This window comes from Bradyrhizobium sp. Kon58 (assembly GCF_055807455.1).
This window is the reverse complement of the sequence record NZ_JBVVOT010000008.1, coordinates 154,197-179,148: the sequence shown is the minus strand read 5'-3', so window position 1 is coordinate 179,148 and position 24,952 is coordinate 154,197. Positions and strand designations below refer to the sequence as shown.

General features: G+C 64.5%; 27 protein-coding genes. 13 read left to right on the top strand and 14 right to left on the bottom strand.

Annotated elements, in window-relative coordinates; all coding sequences use genetic code 11:
* Positions 1 to 168 precede the first annotated feature (168 nt).
* Positions 169 to 1,065 (top strand): NAD(P)-dependent oxidoreductase, encoded by an 897-nt coding sequence (locus AC0L20_RS16810; protein WP_473289819.1) that lies wholly within the window; start codon positions 169 to 171, stop codon positions 1,063 to 1,065.
* Positions 1,066 to 1,139: 74 nt separating this feature from the next.
* Here AC0L20_RS16810 and AC0L20_RS16805 read toward each other — a convergent pair whose 3' ends face one another.
* Together AC0L20_RS16805 and AC0L20_RS16800 are read right to left on the bottom strand one after the other, a co-directional pair.
* Entirely contained in the window at positions 1,140 to 1,466 is a 327-nt protein-coding gene (locus AC0L20_RS16805) for a DUF1330 domain-containing protein (protein WP_219680482.1), read from the bottom strand.
* Between the two features lie 134 nt (positions 1,467 to 1,600).
* On the bottom strand, positions 1,601 to 2,299 hold the full coding sequence (locus AC0L20_RS16800) for a winged helix-turn-helix transcriptional regulator (protein WP_456767543.1): 699 nt from the start codon (positions 2,297 to 2,299) through the stop codon (positions 1,601 to 1,603).
* 182 nt (positions 2,300 to 2,481) lie between these two features.
* Here AC0L20_RS16800 and AC0L20_RS16795 point away from each other — a divergent pair, with 182 nt between their 5' ends.
* Entirely contained in the window at positions 2,482 to 3,000 is a 519-nt protein-coding gene (locus AC0L20_RS16795) for an SRPBCC family protein (RefSeq protein WP_473289816.1), read from the top strand.
* A 57-nt stretch (positions 3,001 to 3,057) separates the two neighbouring features.
* Here AC0L20_RS16795 and lysA read toward each other — a convergent pair whose 3' ends face one another.
* From lysA to argH, 3 genes are all read right to left on the bottom strand, one after another.
* Complete coding sequence (gene lysA, locus AC0L20_RS16790; protein WP_473289814.1) at positions 3,058 to 4,323, bottom strand: diaminopimelate decarboxylase; 1,266 nt, start codon at positions 4,321 to 4,323, stop codon at positions 3,058 to 3,060.
* Between the two features lie 23 nt (positions 4,324 to 4,346).
* A complete protein-coding gene (gene lptM / locus AC0L20_RS16785; RefSeq protein WP_473289812.1) occupies positions 4,347 to 4,637 on the bottom strand; it encodes an LPS translocon maturation chaperone LptM in 291 nt (96 codons plus the stop codon).
* Between the two features lie 93 nt (positions 4,638 to 4,730).
* Positions 4,731 to 6,128 carry an argininosuccinate lyase gene (argH, locus tag AC0L20_RS16780; protein ID WP_473289810.1) on the bottom strand — a complete coding sequence of 466 codons (1,398 nt, stop codon included), beginning with the start codon at positions 6,126 to 6,128 and terminating at the stop codon, positions 4,731 to 4,733.
* Between the two features lie 106 nt (positions 6,129 to 6,234).
* On the opposite strand from argH, the gene tlpA reads away from it, so the two are divergent.
* Positions 6,235 to 6,924, top strand: a complete 690-nt coding sequence (tlpA, locus tag AC0L20_RS16775; RefSeq protein WP_456767538.1) for a thiol:disulfide interchange protein TlpA — start codon at positions 6,235 to 6,237, stop codon at positions 6,922 to 6,924.
* A gap of 9 nt (positions 6,925 to 6,933) precedes the next feature.
* Here the strand turns inward: tlpA and AC0L20_RS16770 are convergent, their stop codons facing one another.
* From AC0L20_RS16770 to AC0L20_RS16745, 6 genes are all read right to left on the bottom strand, one after another.
* On the bottom strand, positions 6,934 to 7,128 hold the full coding sequence (locus AC0L20_RS16770; RefSeq protein ID WP_354104436.1) for a hypothetical protein: 195 nt from the start codon (positions 7,126 to 7,128) through the stop codon (positions 6,934 to 6,936).
* A 147-nt stretch (positions 7,129 to 7,275) separates the two neighbouring features.
* Positions 7,276 to 8,157: a 3-hydroxybutyryl-CoA dehydrogenase gene (locus AC0L20_RS16765; protein WP_456767537.1), complete on the bottom strand. Its 882-nt coding sequence runs from the start codon at positions 8,155 to 8,157 to the stop codon at positions 7,276 to 7,278.
* 193 nt (positions 8,158 to 8,350) lie between these two features.
* Positions 8,351 to 9,295, bottom strand: coding sequence for an electron transfer flavoprotein subunit alpha/FixB family protein (locus AC0L20_RS16760; RefSeq protein WP_007597340.1), 945 nt, complete (start codon positions 9,293 to 9,295; stop codon positions 8,351 to 8,353).
* A complete protein-coding gene (locus AC0L20_RS16755) occupies positions 9,295 to 10,044 on the bottom strand; it encodes an electron transfer flavoprotein subunit beta/FixA family protein (protein WP_473289806.1) in 750 nt (249 codons plus the stop codon). Before AC0L20_RS16755 ends, AC0L20_RS16760 begins: the two co-directional genes overlap by 1 nt.
* A gap of 125 nt (positions 10,045 to 10,169) precedes the next feature.
* Positions 10,170 to 10,739: a cob(I)yrinic acid a,c-diamide adenosyltransferase gene (locus AC0L20_RS16750; protein WP_456767535.1), complete on the bottom strand. Its 570-nt coding sequence runs from the start codon at positions 10,737 to 10,739 to the stop codon at positions 10,170 to 10,172.
* A gap of 1 nt (position 10,740) precedes the next feature.
* Positions 10,741 to 10,935 carry a twin transmembrane helix small protein gene (locus AC0L20_RS16745; RefSeq protein WP_247427614.1) on the bottom strand — a complete coding sequence of 65 codons (195 nt, stop codon included), beginning with the start codon at positions 10,933 to 10,935 and terminating at the stop codon, positions 10,741 to 10,743.
* A 204-nt stretch (positions 10,936 to 11,139) separates the two neighbouring features.
* Here AC0L20_RS16745 and AC0L20_RS16740 point away from each other — a divergent pair, with 204 nt between their 5' ends.
* Entirely contained in the window at positions 11,140 to 12,033 is an 894-nt protein-coding gene (locus AC0L20_RS16740; protein WP_473289803.1) for a YihY/virulence factor BrkB family protein, read from the top strand.
* On the opposite strand, the gene AC0L20_RS16735 is transcribed toward AC0L20_RS16740, so the two are convergent.
* Both AC0L20_RS16735 and gluQRS read right to left on the bottom strand, forming a co-directional pair.
* Entirely contained in the window at positions 11,960 to 13,273 is a 1,314-nt protein-coding gene (locus tag AC0L20_RS16735; RefSeq protein WP_473289801.1) for an ATP-binding protein, read from the bottom strand. The genes AC0L20_RS16740 and AC0L20_RS16735 overlap by 74 nt on opposite strands.
* Before the next feature lie 104 nt (positions 13,274 to 13,377).
* A complete protein-coding gene (gene gluQRS, locus AC0L20_RS16730) occupies positions 13,378 to 14,250 on the bottom strand; it encodes a tRNA glutamyl-Q(34) synthetase GluQRS (RefSeq protein WP_473289799.1) in 873 nt (290 codons plus the stop codon).
* A 111-nt stretch (positions 14,251 to 14,361) separates the two neighbouring features.
* Here gluQRS and AC0L20_RS16725 point away from each other — a divergent pair, with 111 nt between their 5' ends.
* Positions 14,362 to 15,015, top strand: a complete 654-nt coding sequence (locus AC0L20_RS16725; protein ID WP_473289797.1) for a DNA-3-methyladenine glycosylase family protein — start codon at positions 14,362 to 14,364, stop codon at positions 15,013 to 15,015.
* Here the strand turns inward: AC0L20_RS16725 and AC0L20_RS16720 are convergent.
* Positions 15,012 to 15,899 carry a LysR family transcriptional regulator gene (locus AC0L20_RS16720; protein ID WP_473289794.1) on the bottom strand — a complete coding sequence of 296 codons (888 nt, stop codon included), beginning with the start codon at positions 15,897 to 15,899 and terminating at the stop codon, positions 15,012 to 15,014. The two genes, AC0L20_RS16725 and AC0L20_RS16720, sit on opposite strands and share 4 nt — an antisense overlap.
* A gap of 176 nt (positions 15,900 to 16,075) precedes the next feature.
* On the opposite strand from AC0L20_RS16720, the gene AC0L20_RS16715 reads away from it, so the two are divergent.
* The 8 genes from AC0L20_RS16715 to AC0L20_RS16680 all read left to right on the top strand — a co-directional run bounded on the left by AC0L20_RS16715 (position 16,076) and on the right by AC0L20_RS16680 (position 24,896).
* Positions 16,076 to 17,050 (top strand): NAD(P)H-dependent flavin oxidoreductase, encoded by a 975-nt coding sequence (locus AC0L20_RS16715; protein WP_473289791.1) that lies wholly within the window; start codon positions 16,076 to 16,078, stop codon positions 17,048 to 17,050.
* Positions 17,051 to 17,083: 33 nt separating this feature from the next.
* Positions 17,084 to 18,268 carry an ABC transporter substrate-binding protein gene (locus AC0L20_RS16710; protein WP_473289789.1) on the top strand — a complete coding sequence of 395 codons (1,185 nt, stop codon included), beginning with the start codon at positions 17,084 to 17,086 and terminating at the stop codon, positions 18,266 to 18,268.
* Positions 18,269 to 18,290: 22 nt separating this feature from the next.
* Positions 18,291 to 19,799: an acyl-CoA synthetase gene (locus AC0L20_RS16705; protein WP_473289787.1), complete on the top strand. Its 1,509-nt coding sequence runs from the start codon at positions 18,291 to 18,293 to the stop codon at positions 19,797 to 19,799.
* Between the two features lie 223 nt (positions 19,800 to 20,022).
* Complete coding sequence (locus AC0L20_RS16700; protein ID WP_027514171.1) at positions 20,023 to 20,343, top strand: PepSY domain-containing protein; 321 nt, start codon at positions 20,023 to 20,025, stop codon at positions 20,341 to 20,343.
* Positions 20,344 to 20,355: 12 nt separating this feature from the next.
* Positions 20,356 to 20,985 (top strand): hypothetical protein, encoded by a 630-nt coding sequence (locus tag AC0L20_RS16695; RefSeq protein WP_473289785.1) that lies wholly within the window; start codon positions 20,356 to 20,358, stop codon positions 20,983 to 20,985.
* 254 nt (positions 20,986 to 21,239) lie between these two features.
* A complete protein-coding gene (locus AC0L20_RS16690; protein WP_473289783.1) occupies positions 21,240 to 23,015 on the top strand; it encodes a flavin-containing monooxygenase in 1,776 nt (591 codons plus the stop codon).
* A gap of 132 nt (positions 23,016 to 23,147) precedes the next feature.
* A complete protein-coding gene (locus AC0L20_RS16685; RefSeq protein ID WP_456767525.1) occupies positions 23,148 to 24,125 on the top strand; it encodes a peptidyl-alpha-hydroxyglycine alpha-amidating lyase family protein in 978 nt (325 codons plus the stop codon).
* A 213-nt stretch (positions 24,126 to 24,338) separates the two neighbouring features.
* Positions 24,339 to 24,896, top strand: coding sequence for an HNH endonuclease (locus AC0L20_RS16680; protein WP_247357783.1), 558 nt, complete (start codon positions 24,339 to 24,341; stop codon positions 24,894 to 24,896).
* Positions 24,897 to 24,952 lie beyond the last annotated feature (56 nt).

Here is a 24,952-nt window from a genome sequence, read left to right as displayed (position 1 = left end):
ATAACCACAGGCAGCCCTTTGGCGATGACTATACTTTACCTGACCTTGATCGGTACGTGCGCTATCCGCCAAACAGAGATCACGCGGTATGGGTCCCGGCCTTCGCCGGGACGACGCCGAATGTAGGGGCGCACCGCTCGCCAACAACGAAGAACACAAGGAAACACCATGGACATCGGATTCATCGGCCTCGGAAACATGGGTTTCCCGATGGCGCGGCGGCTGATCGAGGCCGGCAACCGGCTCGTCGTGTTCGACACGCGCCAGGAGGTCGTCGACAGACTGGTGGCGCGCGGCGCCACTGCGGCGACGTCGCCGAAAGAGGTCGCCGACCAGGTCGAGACGGTCATGGCGAGCCTGCCTTCGCTGCAGGCTTCGCTCGCGGTTGCGACGGGGCCGAACGGCGTGATCGAGGGAAGCCGCGTCAAACGCTTCATCGATCTCTCCACGGTCGGCTCAGCGATGGCGGTGAGGATTCACGGCCTGCTCGCCAAGCATGACATCGTGCAGATCGACTGCCCCGTCTCCGGCGGCGTCGGCGGCGCGGAGAAGGGCACGCTGGCGGTGATGGTCTCGGGGCCGAAGACCGAGTTCGAGCTGCTCAAGCCCGCGCTCGACATCATCGGGAAAGTGTTCTTCATCGGCGAGAAGCCCGGCGCGGCGCAGACCATGAAGCTCGCCAACAACTTCTTGTCGGCAACCGCCATGGTGGCGACCTCGGAAGCGGTGGTGATGGGCGTCAAAGCCGGGCTCGATCCCGCCGTGATGATCGACGTCATCAATGCCGGCTCCGGCATGAACACCGCGAGCCGCGACAAGTTTCCGCGCTCGGTGCTGCCGCGCAGCTTCGACTTCGGCTTCACCACGGGACTGATGGTGAAGGACGTGCGGCTGGCGCTGGAGGAGATGAAGCAACTCGGCCTGTCCATGGAGGTCGCGGATGCGGTCGGCCGGTTGTGGGAGACGGTCATCAGCGCGGAAGGCGCCGAGTCCGATTTCACCGCGGCGATCAAGCCGATCGAGAAGAAGGCGGGCGTCGTGGTTGGCGGCAGGCCACCCAGCTAGCGCCAACACGAGAACGCAGCGCCGACAACCGGCGCTGCGCTGTCCTCCTTGGATCGATCTGACGAAGACGCAGTTCAAGCCTTGGCGAGATAGGGGATCGTGCCGGCCAAGTCGGTATCGTCGATCAACTGGAAGCGGCTCTCGCTGCCGCCCCTGCGCGCTGCCGCGAAGCGGCCGTAGGCGGGATCAGCGACGAAGGACTCTGCTGCCTTCGCCGTTGGAAACGACATGATCGCGATCAGCGAGGTGTCGAGAGGGGCACCTTCAAGGGTTTTCACATTGCCGCTGCGGGAAAGATACTTGCCGCCATGCTTGTGCACCAGCTCGTGGACGGACGCGGCGTAGTCCGGCACCCACTTTCCGTCAGTCACTTTGATGTCCGCGATCAGATACGCTGTCATGTCGTGTCTCCTGGCTCGAGTTCAGCTCCGCGTTGATACAGGCGGGCATCACTTGGGTGCCAGAACACGGCGCGGGCTCGCCAGTACGGGAACTGTAGCGGGGCGATACAAATACTGAATTGCGCCGCCCTGGATCAGCTCGCCAGCTTGCGTTCCTTGGCGAACGGGCTGAGGCCCAGCCAGCTTTGCATGGCTGCGGCAAGCTGCCGGTCGCCGGTGAGCAGCATCCGCCGGCTTGCGACGGCCGCGCGCACGGTATCGAGTCCCATCCAGATCGCCGTCATGGTGCGCAGATCAACCGACGCGTAAAGGTCGACGTCGAAACCGGGATCAATCGAGCAGAGGTCGACACTGTCGTCGGGATCGACGATCAGCCACCACAATCGCTGCGTCGAAGGCAATTCCGGATAGGCGAACTGCAGCACACTGCGGCGAGTCGGCATCGGCGTGGTGTTCAAATTCCGCCGCATGTCCCACATCAACAGCTGGACATCGAGATGCTGAAGCGACAGATCCGACTCGATGCGGCGCTGGCCCCAGATGCCGAACGCCTCCACGATTGGGCCGAGTTCGCGTCCGGCTGTGGTCAGCAGATATTCGGTGATACCGCGCTCGGAAGCCGACGCCCGGCGCGTAACGATGCCGGCGGCTTCGAGCTCCTTGAGACGTTGCGAGAGCAAAGCAGGCGACATCCGCGGAACGCCGCGGCGCAGCTCGTTGAAGCGCGTCGAGCCGGCAATGAGTTCACGTAGCAGCACGACGGTCCAGCGCGTGCATAATATCTCGGCCGCCATCGCGACCGGACAGAACTGCCTGTAGCTGCCGATGGTCATGCGGGCCTCCGTGACAAGCGAAGGCGCAACCTTAGGGCCGCGGCGCGCGGCTTCCTAGTTCAGTTTCTGTATCAGCAGCGATTCATTCTCTGAACTGGCCGCGGACCGTGGTGAGCGTCTATTCGACCGGCATTGGCAAGCCGGCCGCCGCAATCGCGGCCCGCCGGACACAGGAGATTACCATGAAGAAATACGATTCAGCGGCTTCCAGATTGCTCGTTTCGGTTCGCAGCGCCGCGATTTGCACCCTCGGCCTGGGCGTCGGCGTCATGCCGGCGTCCGCAGCCAATCTGACGAGGAGCATCGAGGTCAGCAGTGCTGCGGCCGAGGTGTGGTCCGTCATCGGGCCGTTCTGCGCGATCAAGGATTGGCTGCCGCCGGTGGGGCAGTGCATTGTGGACGGCAAGTCGCCGCCAACCCGGACGCTCGTCACCAGGGACGGCAAGGCTTCGTTCGTGGAGACGCAGACTGCGCGGAACGACAAAGACTACAGCTATTCCTACGCGTTCCTGTCGAGCCCACTGCCGGTGAGCCAGTACAAGTCGACCATCAAGGTCATGGCAAAGGGTGAAGGCGCGTCGGTGGTGACATGGACCGGCACCTACACGCCCGACCCGGGGCGGGAGAAGGAAGCGGTCGATGCCCTCGGCGGCGTCTATGATTCCGGCCTCGCCGCGATAAGGGACCGGTTCAAGAAGTAGGGGTCAATGCAGCGATGGGCGCAGCGGTAGCTGCGCTCATCGTGGACAATCACAGCCTCACAGCCACGGCGCCGGCGTATCCATCGCGATCAGTTGCTCGACTTCGATGCGCGGACGCACGACGGCGTACTGGTCACCCTTCACCAGCACTTCGGGCACCAGCGGTCTCGTATTGTAGGTGCCGGCCTGCACTGCGCCATAGGCGCCGGCGGTCATGATGGCGATGAGGTCGCCGGGCTTTGGCGTCGGCAGCGTGCGATCCAGCGCGAGGTAGTCGCCGGTCTCGCAGACCGGGCCGACGACGTCGGCCATCATGGTCGCGGCTCCCTTCGCCGGCTGCGTCACCGGCAGAATGTCGTGATGAGCCTCGTACAGCGTCGGACGGATCAGATCGTTCATGGCGGCGTCGATGATGACGAAATTCTTGCCGTCACCATGCTTCACATAGATCACCTTGGCGACCAGGATGCCGGCATTGCCGACGATCATGCGGCCCGGCTCGAACATCAGCGTGCAACCGAGATTGTGGCTGACGCGCTTGACCATCGCAGCATAGGCGTCGGGCGCCGGCGGCGCTTCGCGGTCCATGTAATAGGGAATGCCGAGACCGCCACCGAAATCCACATGCGAGATGTTGTGGCCGTCGGCACGCAGCGTTTGCACAAATTCGGAGAGGATGCGGAACGCGATCTCCATCTTGGAAAGGTCGGTGATCTGGCTGCCGATATGCACGTCGGTGCCTGTGACCTCGATGCCCGGCAGCTTCGCGGCGCGGGCATAGACCTCGCGGGCATGCGCGATCGGGATGCCGAACTTGTTCTCGGACTTGCCGGTCGAGATCTTTGCGTGCGTCCCGGCATCGACGTCGGGATTGACGCGGATCGAGATCCGCGCGGTCTTGCCCGTCTCGGTCGCAACGCGCGACAGCAGCTCGAGCTCGGGCTCGGATTCGACGTTGAGGCAGAGGATGTCGGCGGCCAGCGCGGCGCGCAGCTCGTCTTCCGTCTTGCCGACGCCGGAGAACAGGATCTTGTTTGCGGGAATGCCGGCGGCCAGCGCGCGCTTCAATTCGCCGCCGGAGACCACGTCCGCGCCGGCCCCGAGCCTAGCCAGCGTGCGCAGCACCGACTGGTTGGAATTCGCCTTCATGGCGTAGCAGACCAGCACCTTCTCGCCTGCGAAGGCGTCGGTGAAAACGCGATAGTGCCGCTCGAGCGTCGCGGTCGAATAGCAATAGAACGGCGTGCCGACGGTCGCAGCCAGCTCGGACAGGTTCACCGCCTCGGCGTGCAGCACGCCGTTGCGATAGTCAAAATGGTTCATGGCGTTGGCTCAGTTGCCCCAGCCTATCGGCTGGGTCTTTCGTCCAGGAGCGGGTCGAGGATGAACGGTCTCTTTTTGCCCTTGGTCGCCGCCGGTGCGGCGTCCGCGCCATAGGTAGGATTGAACACGCTCGGCGTCCTCTGGGCTTCGGCCTCGGTGTCGGTCGGCGGTGCGACGTTGGCCGTGGACGCGCTCGAAGCCGTCGGCGGCAGATCCAGCGGGCCCTTGCGGCCACAGCCGGCAAGCGCGAGCGCCGTCAGGCTCAAGACAATGATGGCCCACCCCGAGCCGGCCGGGCGAAACTTTGACGTCACGACGAAATCCCCACTACGCGCGGCGCACCATACAGAGATTGGCGCGCTCTGGCGAGACCCGGATGACCATGAAACATAAGCGAAATTTTGCCCTCAGCCCAATTTTCGCTCTTTTTCCAGCCGCCTCAGCCAGGCCTTGGCCTGCGCCGCCACGTTCTTCGGCGCGGTGCCGCCGAAGCTGGTCCGGCTCTTGACCGACGATTCGACCGAGAGCACGCCAAGCACGTCTTTCGTAACCTTCGGCTCGATCGCCTGCATCTCCTTGAGCGGGAGCTCGTGCAGCGCCACGCCGCCCTCGGCGGCTTTCGCGACGATGCGGCCGGTGACGTGATGGGCCTCGCGGAATGGCATCTTCAGCGTCCGCACCAGCCAGTCGGCAAGATCGGTCGCGGTGGCGTAGCCCTCGCCGGCTGCCGCCTTCATCTTCGCTTCATCAGGCACGAGATCTCGCACCATGCCGGTCATGGCGCGGATCGCGAGCGACAGCGCGGCGAAGCCTTCCATGGCGCCCTGCTTGTCCTCCTGCATGTCCTTTTGATAGGCGAGCGGCAGGCCCTTCATCACGATCAGCAGCCCATTGAGCGCGCCGATGACGCGGCCGGTCTTGGCGCGCACCAGCTCGGCGGCGTCGGGATTGCGCTTCTGCGGCATGATCGAGGATCCCGAGGTGAACTTGTCGCTGAGGCGGATCATGGCGACCAGCGGCGAGGTCCAGATCACGATCTCCTCGGCGAAGCGCGACATGTGCACGGCGCAGATCGAGGCCGCCGACAGCGTCTCCAGCACGAAGTCGCGATCGGAGACCGCATCGAGCGAGTTGGCCATCGGACGATCGAAACCCAGCGCCTTCGCCGTGCCGTGACGATCGATCGGGAACGAGGTCCCGGCGAGCGCTGCAGCTCCGAGCGGGGATTCGTTCAGCCGCTTGCGCGCGTCCTGGAAACGGCCGCGATCGCGCGCGGCCATCTCGACATAGGCAAGCAGATGGTGGCCGAAGGTCACCGGCTGCGCGGTCTGCAGGTGCGTGAAGCCGGGCATGACCGTCCCGGCATGCTCCAGCGCGCGCTCGACCAGCGCCTGCTGGAACGCGGCGAGCGAGGCGTCGGTCTCATCGAGGACATCGCGGACATAGAGACGGAAATCGGTCGCGACCTGGTCGTTGCGCGAGCGCGCCGTGTGCAGGCGGCCGGCGGCGGGGCCGATCAGCTCGGACAGGCGGCTCTCGACATTCATGTGAATGTCCTCGAGCGCGCGCTTGAATTCGAAGGTGCCCTTGCCGATCTCTGACAAAATCGTGTCTAGACCCTTGCCGATATTTTTCGCATCAGAGGCCGTGATGATGCCCTGTGCGGCCAGCATCGCGGCGTGGGCCTTGGACGCGGCAATGTCCTGGGCAAAGAGGTGCCGATCGACGTCGATGGAGACGTTGATCTCTTCCATGATCTCGTCGGGACGTTCCGAGAACCGGCCGCCCCACATCTTGTTGCTCATGATCCCCTGCTCACGCCTTGCCTGTCGCCGCCACACGTTTGCTGACGGCTGCCAGCCGTATTAAGAGGCCTCTGATAGCCATATCTGCGACCGGATGACAAACGATATGCTCGACCCCAACGATAGGCTCGAACAAAGGACAGCGCGGTCGGCCACGCGCCGCATCCCCGTCGTCATCGCCACTGTGGTGGTCGGGGGCCTGGCTGGCTTTGCCGCGCTGTACGGGCTGGGCCTGGGCCGGGCCCCATCCGGCGATCCCGCTTGCCGGGCGGCGGTGAACACGGCGCAGAAGATCGGCCCGCTCGCCCATGGCGAGGTGGCGGCGCTGACCATGGCGACCGCACCGCTAAAGCTGCCGGACCTGGCCTTCGAGGACGCCGACGGCAGGCCGAAGAAGCTGTCGGATTTCCGCGGCAAGACGCTGCTGGTGAACCTCTGGGCCACCTGGTGCGTGCCCTGCCGCAAGGAAATGCCGGCGCTGGACGAGCTCCAGGGCAAGCTTTCGGGCCCGAATTTCGAGGTGGTGGCGATCAATATCGACACCCGCGACCCCGAGAAGCCCAAGACGTTCCTGAAAGAAGCCAATCTTATCAGGCTCGGCTATTTCAACGATCAGAAAGCCAAGGTTTTTCAAGACCTTAAGGCGATAGGCCGAGCCTTGGGCATGCCCACCTCGGTGCTGGTCGATCCCCAAGGCTGCGAGATCGCGACGATCGCGGGGCCGGCGGAATGGGCGAGCGAAGATGCGCTCAAGCTGATCCGGGCTGCGACGGGCAAAGCCGCCGCGTCGTTCTAAGCGGTGATGTTAGGCGGTGACGTTGAGGTTGCCGCCGACGCCGGCGCCGACATTGGCGAGCGAGGGCTGTCCGGCGCCGAGCAGCGTCAGGACGGTGGATTTCTCCGCATCCGCGTTCTGCTTCATCAGCGTCGCCGAGATATTCGACTGCAGCGCGCCTTGCTGAGAGGCCAGCATGCTGCTGACCATCGCCATCATGTCCATTACGCAAACCCTCGTACCGCGCGTAACCTAGACGCGAGCGGTTAACGGGACATGAATTGCCACGAAACGCCTAGGTGGGCTTTGTCCGTGTTCCGGACGCGGCGCGCCATGCAATGACGCGACGCAGAGCCGGGGCGCGAGACCGCCTTATCTCGTCGGAACCGGCTTGGCGCCGCGGTAGTCGTAGAAACCGCGCTGGGTCTTGCGACCGAGCCAGCCCGCCTCGACGTATTTGACCAGCAGCGGGCACGGGCGGTACTTGGAATCGGCGAGACCTTCATGCAGCACCTGCATGATCGACAGGCAGGTATCGAGGCCGATGAAATCGGCGAGCTCCAGCGGGCCCATCGGATGGTGCGCGCCGAGCTTCATCGCCGCGTCGATCGCCTCGACGTTGCCCACGCCTTCGTACAGCGTGTAAATCGCCTCGTTGATCATCGGCAGCAGGATGCGGTTGACGATGAAGGCCGGAAAATCCTCGGAGACCGCGACCTGTTTGCCGAGCTTGCCGACGAATTCCTTTGACGCCTCGAAGGTCTGGTCGTCGGTGGCGATGCCGCGGATCAGCTCCACCAGCTCCATCAGCGGCACCGGATTCATGAAGTGAATGCCGATGAAGCGTTCGGGCCGGTCGGTGGCGGCGGCGAGCCGCGTGATCGAGATCGAGGAGGTATCGGAGGCAACGATCGCCTCCGGCTTCAACACGGCGCAGAGATCGTGGAAGATCTTGCGCTTGACCTCTTCCTTCTCGACCGCGGTCTCGATCACGAGATCGCAGTCCGCGAGATCGTCCAGCTTTTCGCCAGCCACGATACGCGCCATCGCCTTGGCTTTGTCGTCCTCGCTGACGGCCTTCTTGGAGACCTGGCGCGCCAAATTGCCGTTGATCGTGGCCATGCCTGACTTGAGGCGGTCGGTCGAAATGTCGTTGAGCACCACGTCGAAGCCGGCCAACGCAGCGACATGCGCGATGCCATTGCCCATCTGCCCCGCGCCGATCACGCCGACCTTCTTGATTACTGCCGCCATAATGTCATCCACCGGAACGGCGCGCTATCAACCGCGCCTGCCTATCCCCCTGAGCCGGGAGGTCTGATTTAATCAGAACCCGGCCTCGAAACCTAGATTGGATCGCTTCGAACGCGTGTCCCGCGCCAAAGAAAACGCCTCAAAAAGCAACACCGGCCGGAGTTTATAGCTCCGGCCGGTGTTTTAGCGCGTTTTACTTGCCGAGCTTGCCGAGTTCGGCCGTCAGCTCCGGAACCGCCTGGTAGAGGTCGGCGACAAGGCCGTAATCGGCAACCTGGAAGATCGGCGCGTCCTCGTCCTTGTTGATCGCGACGATCACTTTGGAGTCCTTCATGCCGGCCAGATGCTGGATCGCGCCGGAAATGCCGACCGCGACATAGAGCTCGGGGGCCACGACCTTGCCGGTCTGGCCGACCTGCCAGTCGTTCGGCGCATAGCCCGCATCCACCGCCGCGCGCGAAGCGCCGACGCCGGCGCCGAGCTTGTCGGCGAGCGGCTCGATGTACTTTGCGAAATTCTCGCGGCTCTGCATGGCGCGGCCACCGGAGACGATGATCTTGGCCGAGGTCAGCTCGGGACGGTCGCTCTTTGCGACTTCCTCGCCGACAAAGGACGACAGGCCCGGATCGGCCGCCGCCGCGACGCTCTCGACCGACGCGCTGCCGCCTTCGCCCGCTGCGGCAAAAGTGGAGGTGCGCACCGTGATGACCTTCTTGGCGTCCTTCGACTTCACCGTCTGGATGGCGTTGCCGGCGTAGATCGGACGCTCATAGGTGTCGGGGGCGACCACCTTGGTGATTTCCGAGACCTGCATGACGTCGAGCAGGGCCGCGACGCGCGGCATCACGTTCTTGAAGCGCGAGGTCGCGGGCGCGACGATGGCGTCGTAGCCGGGAGCCAGCGAGACGATCAGCGCGGCCAGCGGCTCGGCCAGATCGTGCGCGTAAAGCGCGCCGTCGGCGAGCAGCACCTTCTTCACACCGGCAAGCTTTGCGGCCGCGTCCGCCGCGGCCTTGGCATTCTCGCCGGCCACCAGAACCTCGACGTCCGCGCCAAGCGCGGCCGCCGCGGTCAGGGCCTTGTTGGTCGCATCCTTGAGCGACGCATTGTCGTGTTCGGCAATCAGAAGCGTCGTCATCAGAGCACCCCGGCTTCGTTCTTGAGTTTCGACACCAGCTCGGCGACGTCCTTGACCTTGACGCCCGCCTTGCGGCCCGCCGGCTCCGTCGTCTTGAGAACCTCGAGGCGCGCGGTGAGATCGACGCCGTAATCGGCGGCGGTCTTGTCCGCGATCGGCTTCTTTTTGGCCTTCATGATGTTAGGCAGCGAGGCATAGCGCGGCTCGTTGAGACGGAGATCGGTGGTGACGATCGCCGGTCCCTTCAGCTTCACGGTCTGCAGGCCGCCGTCGACTTCGCGGGTGACCTTGAAGTCGCTGCCTTCGACCTCGAGCTTCGAGGCGAAGGTCGCCTGCGACCAGCTGAGCAGCGCGGCCAGCATCTGGCCGGTCTGATTGCTGTCGTCGTCGATCGCCTGCTTGCCGAGAATGATCAGGCCCGGCTGCTCTTCGTCAGCAATCTTCTTCAGGATCTTGGCGACCGCGAGCGGCTCGACCGCGCCCTCGGCCTTCACCAGGATGCCGCGATCGGCGCCCATGGCGAGACCGGTGCGGATCGTTTCCGACGCCTGCGCCGGTCCGATGGAGACCACCACGACTTCGGTCGCCTTGCCGGCTTCCTTCAGACGCAGCGCTTCTTCGACCGCGATTTCGTCGAACGGGTTCATCGACATTTTGACGTTGGCGAGTTCAACGCCCGATCCATCGCTCTTGACGCGGACCTTGACGTTGTAATCGACCACCCGCTTTACCGGCACCAAGACCTTCATCGATCCTCTTTCACTCAATCTGGGAGGGGGTTTATCAACTGGCGCGGAACCTAAAGGCCTGATCCGGCCCGGTCAACGCGCGAAGGGGTCTAATTTTGGCGCCCAGAAATGCGCGGCCCAATGGGTCAGCGATTCTGGCCCGGAACCCAGAGCACGTCGCCGCCGCCGTCATTGGCGGCGCGGCTCGCCACGAACAGGAAGTCCGACAGGCGGTTCATATACTGGATGCCAGCGGTACCCACAGGCTCGTCCGGCCGCGCCGCCAGTTCCACCATCACGCGTTCCGCCCTGCGGCAAATCGTACGGGCGACATGGAGGGTGGCAGCGGCCGGCGTTCCGCCCGGAAGCACGAAGGAGGTCAGGGGCGCCAGCTTGTCGTTGAGCGCGTCGATGTCGCGCTCGAGCCGCTCGACCTGGCTCGCGACCACCCGCAGCCGCTCCGCCTTGCCCTCACGTTCGGGCACCGCGAGGTCCGCGCCGAGGTCGAACAGATCGTTCTGAATGCGCCCGAGCATTGCGTCGAGCTCCGGCGCATCCTTTGTGTACAGACGGACGACGCCGATCGCGGCATTGGTCTCGTCGACCGTGCCATAGGCCTCGATGCGCAGATCGTATTTCGGCCGGCGCTCGCCCGAGCCGAGCGCTGTCGTGCCGTCGTCACCGGTTTTCGTATAGATGCGGTTGAGCACGACCATGTTAACGCCCCATCGCCCACACGGCGACCATCGCGATGACGATCGCCACGAACTGAAGCAGCACGCGCCAGCGCATCAGCTTCTGCGAAGTGCTGGGCGAGCCGCCGCGCATCATGTTGATGAGACCGAGCAGCAGCACCAACGCCACGGCGCCGACCGCGATCGGCAGGATGAAAGTACTCAGAAGAGATGCCATTCGAGGGTAAATAACACCCTCCGCGCCGGTCCGCCATGGCGTTCCCGATCTGGCTTTTAAGCCAATAATATCAGAAGCTAGCTGGATGATTTCCGATTTGCGCGAATTGCCCATCCTCTTCGCCTCTCCCCGCCTGCGGCGAGAGGTCGGAATGCGTTTCCCCCGCGCGGGAAGCGGAAACGACAACTGCAGTGCAGGTGGTGCGTGAAGGCAATCCGTGCCATCTACGTCGTCGCGATGGACGCGTTCTACACGTTCCTGGCCGACGATGGCTGGGCGATCGCGAGCCACATCGCTCTGTCGACGCTGATGGCACTGTTCCCGTTCCTGATCGTGCTGACCTCGCTCGCCGGCTTCTTCGGCTCCAAGGAACTCGCGGACCAGGCTGCAAGCCTGATGCTCCAGGTCTGGCCCAAGCAGGTCGCGGATTCGATCTCGGGGGAAGTCCACGACGTGCTGACCACGACCCGCACCGGCCTATTCACCATCGGCGCGGTGCTGTCGGTCTACTTCGCCTCCAACGGCGTCGAGGCGCTGCGGGTCGCACTGAACCGCGCCTATGCGGTCGTGGAGATGCGGCCCTGGTACTGGCTACGGCTGGAATCGATCGCCTACACGCTGATTGCGGCCTTCACCGCGCTCGCCATGGCATTCCTGATCGTGCTCGGGCCGCTGCTCATCGAGGCCGCGCGCGCCCACATTCCCCTGTTCGTTGAATCCAACGAGAGGATCCTCACCTGGCTGCGCTACGGCATCACCGTCGGCGCGTTGGTGGTGGCGCTCATCATCCTGCATACCTGGCTGCCGGCGGGACGGCGCCGGTTCCTCCAGATCCTGCCCGGCATCGTCTTCACCATCGTGGCGTCGCTGATATCCGGCATCGTGTTCGGGCAATATCTGGCACGCTTCGCCAACAATTACGTGACGATGTATGCGGGGCTCGCCTCGGTGATCATCGCGCTGGTGTTCCTGTACTTCATCGCCGCGATCTTCGTTTTCGGCGGCGAGCTCAATGCCGCGATCATCAAGTCGCGGCTTCCTCACGGCGTGTCGCTGCAAGCAGCGCAGTCGCTAGCGCCCGCGGAGACACAGGCTTGACCAGAAATGCGTCGGCGCCGGCCTCGCGTGAGGCGACTTCGTCTTCGCCGCGGCCGGACACCCCGATGATGGGGATCTGAGCCAGCGGCGTCGCCATGGTGCGGATCCGCCTGATCGCCTCGACGCCATTGATGCCCGGCAGCACCATATCCATCAGCACCGCGTCGAAGGCGCCCTGCGCGAGCCGGTTCACCGCGTCCTCGCCGCGCCCGATGAACTCGGCATGATGTCCGAGCTCGGTCAGGATGGTGTTGAGCACGACGCGGCCAAACGGATTGTCTTCGACGCTGAGCAAGCGCAGCGCCGGGACCGCATCCATCTCGGCTTCGCCCTTCGACTTGCGGGACTTGCCCGATCCCGTGGCATCCACCGACACCGTCAACGTAAAGGTGGCGCCGCCGCCGGGCCGAGGGGCGACCGTGATGTCACCGCCCATCGCGCGCGCCAGTTGCTTCACCGAGGACAGGCCGAGGCCGGCGCCGCCGAAGCGCGAGGCAATGGTGACATTGGCTTGGGTAAACGGCCGGAACAGCCGCTTGATCTCGGCCATGGTGAGGCCGATGCCGCTGTCGGACACCGCGAAGGCGACACCGACGCTGCCCTTGTTCTTTGCTTTGCCTTTGCTCTTGGTGTTGCCCTTGCTGTTGCTCTTGCTCTTGGCGGAACGCCAAGGCGCGACCGTGAGCGCCACGCCGCCGTGCTCGGTGAACTTCACGGCATTGTCGATCAGGTTCTCGAGCGCGGCGCGCAGGCGGACGGGATCACCGACCACCAGCCCCGGCAGCTTCTCCGAGATATTGACCTCGGCCTGGAGGCCCTTGGCCGCGGCGCGACCGGCCAGCGAATCGCCGGCGTTGCGGGCGAGCGTCCGCAGGTCGAACAAATCCTGCCGCAGCGAGCTTCCACCCCCGACCGTCTTTCCGGTCCCCTTGCCACTTCGGGCGGCATCGACGAACAGGGTGGCAAGGTTCGCCAGATGCTCGGCCCCGGCCTTGATCGTGTCGGCCCAGCGTCTTTCCCGTTCCCCGAGATCCGACGTCGCGAGCAGGTCGCTGATCGCGAGAATGCCGGTCAGGGGGGTGCGGACCTCATGGGCAAAGGCGGCAAGCGCGGCCTGGACGACGTCCGGCTCGACCCGCTTGGTGCTGCGCTTGCGCAACCGGGCAGTCGGCCCGGAGCGCTTCCGAGCCACTCGCTTGGACGTCCCCGTAGTGCGCGCTACGCGCGTTTTCGCCGCCATAACTCCCCTTCGAAGTATCCCCTTCGAACCCCGGGCCGTCAGGTGAGCATGGCACGGCGGAACACCCGGAGTCACGGCGGCGTTTGGCTAACCCCCAGAGAAACTTAATCTAATCCCACCAACTGGCGGATAGCGGCCGGCGTGGCGCCGGCAGCGCGCAGTTCACGAAGGCCGGTCGAGCTGATTGATTTCGACAGTTTCCGGCCACCCTGGTCGCGAACTAGCCCATGGTGGCGGTAGACGGGTTCCGGCAGGCGGAGCAGAACCTGAAGCAGACGGTGGACCGAAGTGGCGTGGAACAGGTCCTGGCCCCGCACGATTTCGCTGATGTCCTGGAGCGCATCGTCGACAACGACGGACAGATGGTAACTGGTCGGCGTCTCCTTGCGGGCCACAATGACATCGCCCCAGGCTTCTGGCCGCGCCGGAACGACACCACGCACACCATCGGGCCCCTCGCCCAGTTCGTTCCAGCTCAGGCCGGCGGCGCGGCGGCAGGCCGCGGCCATGTCGAGCCGAAGCGCATAAGGCGCACCGGTGTCGATGAGGCGGTCTCGCTCGTCGGCGGACAGTGATCTGGCGTCGCCGGGATAGAGCGGCGCGCCGTCGGGATCGCGCGGCCACGGCCCATCCGCCTCGCGCGCCGTAACCAGCCTTGCGATCTCGGCGCGGCTTTCGAAGGCTGGATAGACCAAGCCGAGCCCCGAGAGCCTGTCCAGCGCCGCCCGATACGCGTCGAAATGCTCCGACTGCCGCCGCACCGGCGTCTCCCAGGCGACGCCGAGCCAGGCGAGGTCCTCGTAGATCGCTGTCTCATACTCCGGCCGGCAACGCGTCGCGTCGATGTCCTCGATCCGCAGCAATAGCCGCCCACCGGTCTCGCGCGCGCGGTCGAAATTGAGCAGCGCGGAATAGGCGTGGCCGAGGTGCAGAAAGCCGTTTGGGCTCGGGGCAAATCGGAAAACGGGTGGCGACATATGCACAAATCTCGTCATGGCCGGACTTACCCGATCATCCATCTCCAACACTCTGTTACGATAGGAGATGGATGCGCAAGGCAGGCCCGCGCATGACAAGTTGAGCAAGCGATGACCATCCACCTCGAAACCCAATCCGATCTCGAAGAGGCCGTCCACGCGCTGGTCAAGCGTGATCCGCGGCTCAAGCCGGTGCTCGCAATCGCCGGCATGCCGGCGTTGCGGCGGCGCGAGCCGGGCTTTGCGGGGCTTGCCCATATCGTCTGCGGGCAGCAGCTCTCCACAGCAAGCGCCGCGGCGATCTGGGGGCGGCTGTCGGCAGCTTTCGATCCGTTCGACCATGAGGCGGTCCGCCGCGCCCGCACCGACCGGCTGGGGCGGCTCGGCCTGTCCGCCGCCAAGATCAAGACGCTGAAACATCTCGCGCGCGAGATCACCGCACAGCGGCTGAACCTCGACGTGCTCGCAGAAGAAGACGCCGATGCCGCGCATCACACGCTGATCGCGCTGCCCGGCATCGGACCCTGGACCGCAGACGTCTATCTGCTGTTTTGCCTGGGCCATGGCGACGCCTGGCCGGCCGGCGACCTCGCCGTGCAGGAAGGCATCCGCATCGGGCTCGGCTTGCAGGCGCGGCCAACGGAGAAGCAGATGGCGCCGCTCGCCGAACCCTGGCGCCCCCTGCGCGGTGCGGCGGCGCATCTATGGTGGAGCTATTATCGCGCGGTGAAAAAACGCCAAGGCGTCATTGCGGGACCAGCTTAGCCCCGCAACCTAACGCGATCGGTCCGGGCGCAATCGGCGACGAAGTCGATGACGGCCCGCACCGCCGGCAGCTCGACGAGGTCGGGATGGGCGAGCAGCCACAGGTCCGCCACGCTGGCGAGCTTCTGCGGCGCGACACGCACGAGATCGGGATAGCTTTCGGCGACAAAGCACGACAGGGCGGAGATTCCGAGTCCGGCGCGGACTGCCGCCAGCATGTCGCCCTGCGACGAGCAGCGCATCACCACCCTGGCCTGACGCGTGACGACGTCGCTCCATCGCGCAAGCTGGACGTTGGAGGTCTGATCGGCGAAACCGATGACGCTGTGCCCCTTCCACTCGCCGCGCCGTTCCGGCAAGGACCGCCCGCCGGCGTAGTCCCGCGAGGCGTAGAACCCGGTGCCGAGACGGCCGATCTTGCGGCCGACCAGATTTTCCTCGCCGCTGTCGAAGGGCCGCAGCACCACGTCCGCCTCGCGCCGGCGCACGCTCGCCGGAAACGGATGCGTGATGATCTCGAGCTGGACGTGATCATGCGCGCGCAGGAAAGCAGGCAGGCACGGCATCAGCCAATGCGACGCCAGCGTCGCGCCGATCGACAGCTTGACGGTCCCGCGCGCCTTATGCCCTCCAGCCGAGACGGCCGTCTCGGCCCTCAGCGCGGCCGCCGCCATCGCCTCAGCGTGCTCGCGCAGCGTCCGCCCATCCGCGGTCAGAGCCAGGCCGTCGGCGGCGCGCGCCACCAGCCTGGTACCGAGCTGAGCTTCCAGCGCCGCGATCTTGCGGCTGACGGTGGGATGGCTGCTGTGCAGCCGGCGCGCCGCACCGGTGAAGCTGCCGGTATCGGCGACCGCGACGAAGGTCTTGCAAAGGTCCCAGTCCATCGGCGGCCTCTGTTCAAATCTGAATAGTCATACGTTCAATATTGAACGATAGGAGGCCGCACTCCAACCCCTATAATGGTGTGAAATGAACCATGGGCGGCAACTCGCCCGCGACAATCAACAGGGAAACGCCTCGTCATCCGCCTGCCGGCGGACTGCGTTTCCGGGAGGACATCATGGCGCTGCCCGCTCTCTTGAAGGATTCGCTCGAGCTGCCCGTGGTCGGCTCGCCGCTCTTCCTAGTCTCGGGCCCGGAGCTGGTGATCGCCCAGTGCAAGGCCGGTATCGTCGGCTCGTTTCCGGCGCTCAATGCCCGTCCGGTGGAAAAGCTCGACGAGTGGCTGAGCCGCATCGAGGACGAACTCGGCGAATACAAGTCGCTCAATCCCGGCAAGAAGGTCGCACCCTACGCCGTCAACCAGATCTGCCACGCCTCCAACGACCGACTGATGAAGGACATGGAGATCTGTGTGAAGCACAGGGCGCCCATCATCATCACCTCGCTGCGACCGCCCGCCGAGCTCGTCGAGGCCGCACATTCCTACGGCGGCCTCGTGTTCCACGACGTCATCAACGTCAAGCACGCGCGCAAGGCCGCCGAGCAAGGTGTCGACGGCCTGATCCTGGTTTGCGCCGGCGCTGGCGGACATGCAGGAACGCTCTCGCCTTTCGCACTGGTACGCGAGGTCAAGCAATGGTTCGACGGCGCGATCCTGCTGTCCGGCGCAATCAGCGACGGCTTCGCAATCGCCTCCGCGCTGACGCTGGGCGCCGACCTCGCTTATATGGGCACGCGCTTCATCGCGACGAAGGAAGCCAATGCTGACGAAGCCTACAAGTCCGCCCTGACACAGCACGCCGCACACGACATCGTCTACACCAACCTCTTCACCGGCGTGCACGGCAACTATCTCGGCCCTTCGATCGCCGCGGCCGGGCTCGATCCGGACAATCTGCCGGCCGCCGACAAGACGAAGATGAACTTCGGCTCCGGCGGCAACATGAAGTCCAAGGCGTGGCGCGACATCTGGGGCTCGGGCCAGGGTATCGGCCAGATCGCAGACGCGCCGCCCGTCGCCGAGCTCGTCGACCGGATGAAACGGGAATTCGACCAGGCCCGACAGGATTTCCTGATGCGCGCCAGCGCCTAAGGGCTCGGACCGACAACAAAACGGGAGGACACCATGAAGCTGGCAGCCGCACTGATCGGCATGTCGTTGCTGACGCTCGCCGGCGGCAGTGCCCATGCTGAAGGCAACGAGGAGATTCGCATCGGGCAGACCCTGCCCTACAGCGGTCCGGCCTCTGGCTTCGGCGCAATCGGACGGACGCAGGAAGCGTTCTTCGAGAAGGTCAATGCCGAAGGCGGCATCAACGGCCGTAAGGTCAAGTTCATCACGCTGGACGACGCCTATTCGCCGCCGAAGACGGTCGAGCAGACCCGCAAGCTGGTGGAGCAAGAGGAGGTGCTGATGATGTTCGGCTCGCTCGGCACCGCCACCAACAGCGCCGTGCAGCGCTATCTCAACGCCAAGAAAGTGCCGCAGCTGTTCGTGCTCTCCGGCGCCACCAAATGGGCCGATCCGCAGAAGAACCCGTGGACCATGCCGGGCATGGCGGCCTACGAATCCGAGGGCGTGGTCTATGCCAAATACATTTTGCAGGCCAAGCCCGACGCCAAGATCGCGATCCTCTCGCAGAACGACGATTTCGGCCGCGACTATGTCGCGGGGTTCAAGCGCGCGCTCGGGACCAAGGCGGCCGGCATGATCGTCGCGGAAGCAAGCTACGAGACCAGCGCGCCGACGATCAGCTCGCAGCTCTCGACGCTGAAGGCGTCAGGCGCCAACGTGCTGTTCGGCGTCGTGCTCGGCAAGTTCACCTCGCAGATGGTCAAGGGCGTGGCCGAGATCGGCTGGAAGCCGGAGCTGTTTTTCGTGCCGACCTCGGCGTCCTCGATCTCGTTTCTGGAACCGGCGGGCCTCGACAACGCCGTTGGTCTGATCTCGTCGAGCAACCAGAAGGACACGATGGACCCGCAATGGGCCGACGATCCCGGCGTGAAGGAATATTTCGCCTTCATGAAACGCTACATGCCGACCGCGGACCTCTCCAACTCCAACTACGCCGCGGGCTATCACTATGCCACGCTGCTGATGACGGTACTGAAGGCGTGCAAGGATGATGTCAGCCGCGACAACATCATGCGCCAGGCGGCCTCGCTGAAGGATGTGAAGCTGCCGCTGCTGCTGCCGGGAATGACTGTTGCGACCGGCCCCGACGACTATCTGCCGTTCCAGCAGCTTCAGCTCCGGCGTTTCAACGGCAAGAGCTGGGTCGGGTTCGGCGACGTGCTGGATGACCGCTAGACGAGCGGGATGAGGAGACGCCATGATCATCAGCGGCGAACGCCAGATCAGCTATGACGACATCCGGGCCCGGATCAGGCGGGCGATGAGCGGCTTCCGCGCCCTCGGGCTTGCGGAGGCAGCGCCGGTCGCGATGATGCTGCGCAACGATTCCGCTCTGTTCGAGGTGGTTGCGGCCTCGGCCGCGCTGGGAAGTCCGGTGGTGCCGATCAACTGGCATCTGAAAGCCGAGGAGGTCCGTTACATCCTGGCCGACAGCGGGGCGAAGATCCTGGTCTGCCATGCCGATTTGCTGCCGCAGATCCGCGATGGCATACCGGCGGATGTCCTTCTCCTGGTCGTCGCGACCCCGCCCGAACTCGCAGCGACCTTCTCGATCCCTCGGGAGCTGACCGAGATCCCGGCGGGACTGACCGATTGGGACCGCTGGCGCGACGACCATCCGCAAGCGCAGGAGCCGCCGCGGCGGGCCGCAGCGATGATCTACACATCGGGCACCACGGGCATGCCGAAGGGCGTGCGGCGCATGCCGATGCAGCCCGAACAGGCGGCCGCCTCGGAACGTGTGGGCGGGATCGCCTATGGCATCAAGCCGCGGGAAGACCAAATCGTGCTGATCAACGGCCCGATGTATCACTCGGCGCCGCATTCCTACGGCATGCTGGCGTTCCGCAGCGCTTGCACCATCATCCTCCAGGCGCGGTTCGATGCCGAGGAGCTGCTTGCGCTGATCGAGCGCCACCGCGTCACGCACATTCACATGGTACCGACCATGTTCGTCCGGCTGCTGCGGTTGCCCGAAGCGGTCAGACAACGCTACGACCTGTCGTCGCTGCGTTTCGTCGTGCACGGCGCCGCGCCCTGCCCGCCGGACGTCAAGCGCGCCATGATCGACTGGTGGGGACCCGTCATCAACGAATATTTCGGCTCCACGGAGACCGGGATCCCGGTGTGGCACTCGGCCGAGGAGGCACTGAAGAAGCCCGGCACGGTCGGCCGCGCCATCAAAGGCGGCATCGTCAGGATCTTCCGCGATGACGGCAGCCCCTGCAGTGCCAACGAAGTCGGCGAAATCTACATGCGCCAGACGGCGGTGCCCGATTTCGACTATCACGGCAGGTCGCAGGCAAGGGCCGAGGCCGGCCGTGACGGCCTCGTCAGCGTCGGTGATGTCGGTTACCTCGACGCGGACGGCTATCTGTTCCTGTGCGATCGCAAGCGCGACATGGTGATCTCCGGCGGCGTCAACATCTATCCCGCCGAGATCGAGAACGTGCTGATCGGAATGCCCGGCGTGCGCGACTGTGCCGTGTTCGGCATCCCCGACGCGGAATTCGGCGAACGGCTGTGCGCCTTTGTCGAGCCTGAAGCGGATGCCGAGCTCTCGGCCGACGCTGTCCGATCGTTCCTGCGCGAGCGGCTTGCCAATTTCAAGGTGCCCAAGGACGTCGAATTCCGCGACGCGCTGCCCCGCGAGGCAACGGGAAAGATTTTCAAACGCAAGCTGCGGGAGTCCTATTGGGCCACGTGAGCCGGGAGCTCACTTTGGCCCATGATCGATGCAGCCGAGCTTTTCGAAATACGAACTTCTCAGGCAAAAGTGCAGTCTGCATAAACGGGAAAGAGCGGCAATCGTTCCTGGAGTCTTGAGAATTCGCGAACGTTGAATCCACGCGCTTCGATTTCCGAGCAACCGCAACCAATTCGAATCTCGTCTGTTGTCGACCGGCACAATCACTGCCGGAGGATAAACTATGTCACGTCTAATTTCGCTCGCTGCGGCTGTCCTGCTGCTCGGATCAATGCCCGTAAGCGCGCAATCGCAAAAGGCACAAAGCGGCCCGGGCAACAACGCCGTCAACAGCTCTGATCATAACAACTCAAACGCACCCGTCGCAGGCCGCAACAGCTTCACCGAGGGACAGGCGAAGTCGAAGATCGAGGGCGCGGGCTATTCCAATGTTTCCGGCCTGCAAAAGGACGACAATGGCGTCTGGCGCGGCAAGGCCGACAAGGCCGGGACCAAGGCGGACGTGAGCGTCGATTTCCAGGGCAACGTGAACCCCGCCAAGTAAGGAGGATAAAACATGACCACCACCATTTCTCGACTTTATGACACCTATCCGGATGCGGAACGTGCGGTCAGGCGTCTGGAGGCCGCGGGCGTGCCGCACTCCGACATCAGCATCGTCGCGAACAATTCCGATAATTGGTACGGCTCCTCCACCGGCAAGGTCGACCGCGATCGCGACGGCGTCGACGATCGCGCCGAAGGTGCCGGCACGGGCGCCGGGATCGGCGCTGGCCTCGGCAGCGCGGCGGGCCTGCTTGCAGGACTCGGCTTGCTGGCTATTCCGGGACTCGGACCGGTGGTTGCCGCCGGATGGCTGGCTTCGACCGCAGTTGGTGCCGCGGCCGGCGCCGCGACGGGCGGCATCGTTGGCGCGCTGACCGAAGCCGGCGTCTCCAAGGACGATGCGTCGCGCTACGCGGAAGGCGTCCGTCGCGGCGGAACGCTGGTATCGGCGCGGGTACCCGACCAGGACAGCACGCGTCTCGATGCCCTTTTGCACGAGAAGGCCGTGAACCTGCAGGAACGCAGCACCGCCTGGCAGAAGTCCGGCTGGAACGGCTTCGATGCCGCAAGCCCGCCGTTGTCACCCGACGATGTCGGCCGTGAGCGTGAGCTGTACGGCGCGGGCACGCGGGTGAGGTAGGGATGTTCCGCTCGCCGCTATGCGAGCGGCTGTGAATCCCAAGAGCGCGAGGGAGGCTCCACCAAGGTGGAGCCTTTTTCGCGTGCCCCCTCCTCGAACACCACGAGGGTACCGCAGGTCTCTCTCAACGGGCGCATTCCGCTGAAGCAGGGGCACATGCTCTTACTGCTCGGGTAATCGACTATTGGCCGTCTGCGAAACAGTATAGCTTTCGACCCTAGAGGAAACGCCGCGAAGACGGCACGAGGTCGCGCATGCTGGACAGGACGAAGGATATTGCCGCATCCGCGCAAGCCTGGCTCGACGAATTTGAGCGCACGCTTGTCGCACCTGATGGCGCTGGGCTGGATCGTCTTTTCCTCGCCGACAGCTATTGGCGCGACGTGCTGGCACTCAGCTGGAACCTGCAAACGATCGCCGGCGGCGACTCGATCAAGCAGGAGCTGACAACGCTCGCCGCAGGCGTCGCGCCGGGCAGCTTCAAGATCGCGCCGAACCGGGCGCCACCGCGCTGGGTCACGCGTGCCGGCACCAATAATATCGAAGCCATCTTCAATTTCGAGACCGCAATCGGCCGCGGTAGCGGCATCGTCCGGCTCGTGTCCGACGCCGCCGACAGCGACCGCCTGAAAGCGTGGACGCTCCTCACCGCGCTCGACGAGCTCAAGGGCTTCGAGGAGCAGCTCGGCACCTCGCGGCCGCGCGGCCAGGCCTATTCGCGCGACTTCCGTGGACCGAATTGGCTCGACCTGCGCAACGCCTCGCGCGACTACGCCGATCGCGATCCCGCCGTGCTGGTGGTCGGCGGCGGCCAGGCCGGGCTCGCGATTGCGGCGCGGCTGAAGCAGTTGAAGATCGACACGCTGACCGTCGATCGCGAGGCACGGATCGGGGACAATTGGCGCAAGCGCTACCACGCGCTGACCCTGCACAACCAGGTGCAGGTCAATCATTTGCCCTACATGCCGTTTCCGCCGAGCTGGCCGACCTATATTCCCAAGGACAAACTCGCCAACTGGTTCGAAGCTTATGTCGAGGCGATGGAGCTGAACTTCTGGACCGGCACCGAATTCGAAGGCGGCGCCTACGACGATGCCAAGGGCAATTGGACCGTCACATTGCGAGGCGCCGACGGTGGCAAACGGACCATGCAGCCGCGCCATGTGGTGATGGCAACCGGCGTCAGCGGCATCGCCAATGTGCCTTTCATTCCGACCCTCGACAACTTCGAGGGCACGCTGCTGCATTCGAGCCGCTACGAGGACGGCGAGACCTGGACAGGCAGGCGCGCCATCGTCATCGGCACCGGCAATAGCGGTCACGACATCGCGCAGGATCTTCACTCCAGCGGCGCCGACGTGACGCTGGTGCAGCGTTCACCTACGCTCGTCACCAACATCGAGCCGTCGGCCCAACTCGCTTATGCGACCTACAATGAGGGCACGCTTGAGGACAACGATCTGATCGCGACCTCGATGCCGACGCCGCTGGCGAAAAAGACCCATGTGATGCTGACGGAGCAATCGAAGGACCTCGACAAGGAGCTGCTCGACGGATTGCGGCGCGTCGGCTTCAAGCTCGACTTCGGCGAGGCCGGCACCGGCTGGCAGTTCAAGTACCTCACCCGCGGCGGCGGCTATTATTTCAATGTCGGCTGCTCCAACCTCGTCGTCGAGGGTGCGATCAAGCTCAGGCAGTTTTCCGACATCGAGAGCTTCGTCACCGGGGGCGTCCGGATGAAGGACGGCACGATCCTTCCGGCCGAATTGATCGTGCTTTCGACCGGTTACAAGACACAGGAATATCTGGTGCGGAAACTGTTCGGCGACGGCGTCGCCGAGCGCGTCGGCCCGATCTGGGGCTTTGGCGACGGCCTCGAGCTGCGCAACATGTATGCACGCACGAAGCAGCCCGGCCTCTGGTTCATCGCCGGCAGCCTCGCGCAATGCCGGATCAACTCGAAATATCTCGCGCTGCAGATCAAGGCGATCGAGGAAGGGATTTTGGGGCGTGAGGCGGGCGCAATTTGAGCCGCCTCGCCATGGCGAGCGCAGCGAAGCAATCCTGTGTCTATTCGGAGAGACAGCCTGGATTGCTTCGCTGCGCTCGCAATGACAGTGTGGAGACGATCGCGCATCGCCGACACGAAGAGGAGAACACCCATGCCAGCCATTCTCGGCACCGGCGAGCACCGCTACCGCGTCGTTGAAAATTTCGCAAAGCTGCCGGACGGATGGCAGCTCACCGACGTCGCTTCGGTCGCTGTCGACAGCAAGGACCGCGTCTACGTCTTCAACCGCGGGGCCCATCCGATGGTCGTGCTGGACCGCGAGGGCAATTTCTTGCGTAGTTGGGGCGAAGGCCTGTTCTCGCGCGCTCACGGCCTGCACATCGATGCCGACGACAATCTCTATTGCACCGATGACGGCGACCACACCGTGCGCAAGTGCACCACCGACGGCAAGGTGCTGCTGACGATCGGCATTCCCGAGAAACCGTCGCCATTCATGAGCGGCGATCCCTTCCACCGCTGTACCCACACCGCGCTGTCGCCGAAGGGCGAAATCTACGTCTCCGACGGCTATGGCAATGCGCGTGTGCACAAATTCACGCCCGGCGGCAAGCTGATGACAAGCTGGGGGGAGCCCGGCACCGACCCCGGCCAGTTCAACATCGTGCACAACATCGCCACCGATGCCGACGGCTTTGTCTATGTCGCCGACCGCGAGAACCATCGCGTTCAGGTGTTCGACGGCAACGGCAAGTACGAGACGCAGTGGAACAATCTGCACCGCCCTTGTGCGCTATGCTGCTGCGGTGGGGCTAAGAGCCCGACCTTCGTTATCGGGGAACTCGGCCCCGGCCTGGCCGTCAACCGCAAGGTGCCCAATCTCGGCCCGCGGTTGTCGATCGTGGACGCCAAGGGCAACCGCATCGCGCGGCTCGGCGGCGAGGCAGGCCCGGGCGTTGCGAGCGGTAAATTCCTGGCACCGCACGGCATTGCACTGGATTCCAGGGGCGACATCTATGTCGGCGAGGTCGGCGTCACCGACTGGAAAACCAGCTTTCCGGATGAGGAGATGCCGGCCGCGGTGCGCGCGACGCGATGTCTACAGAAGCTGGAGCGGGTGCGGGAGTAACTGCCTCGGCACATCTACGTCGCGCTGTCAGGACGACGCTGCCCCATCGCCTCGGACCTGGAAATCACGGCGTTTTGCGCGCTTTGCCACCCCCCGGCCGCATTGCTTGCGCCGGAATAAGTCGCTCAACGGGCTTCACAATCCCGTCACGCTGCATGTAGTATGTGAGTTACGTGCTGCTTCGCAGCGTACATTGGAGGCCAGGAGCGTTACTTGAACGCACATGTCTCGCAAGGCCATTGGCCGGTGTTGGTGCTGAATGCGGACTTCCGGCCGCTGAGTTACTACCCACTGTCTTTGTGGTCGTGGCAGGACGCGATCAAGGCGGTATTCCTCGACCGCGTCAACATCGTCGCGCATTACGATCAGGCCGTCCACAGCCCCACGCTGCAAATGCAGCTGCCGAGCGTCGTCTCGCTCAAATCCTTCGTCAAGCCGACCACCCACCCTGCCTTCACCCGATTCAACGTCTTCCTGCGCGATCGTTTCGCCTGCCAATATTGCGGCTCGCCCGAAGACCTCACCTTCGACCATATCATCCCGCGCAGCAAAGGCGGCCAGACCACCTGGGAGAATGTGGTCGCGGCGTGCTCGCCCTGCAATCTGCGCAAGGGCAATCTGACGCCGGTGCAAGCCAGGATGTTTCCACGCCAGCACGCGTTCGCGCCGACCGTGCACCAGCTCCACCGTAACGGCCGGCTGTTCCCACCGAACTATCTGCACGACAGCTGGCTGGACTACCTCTACTGGGATACGGAGCTGGATCCGTAGCGTCGGCGCGCAGGCCCGCGGCAGTCCATCGTTGACTCGCGCCGCTCAACGCCGGG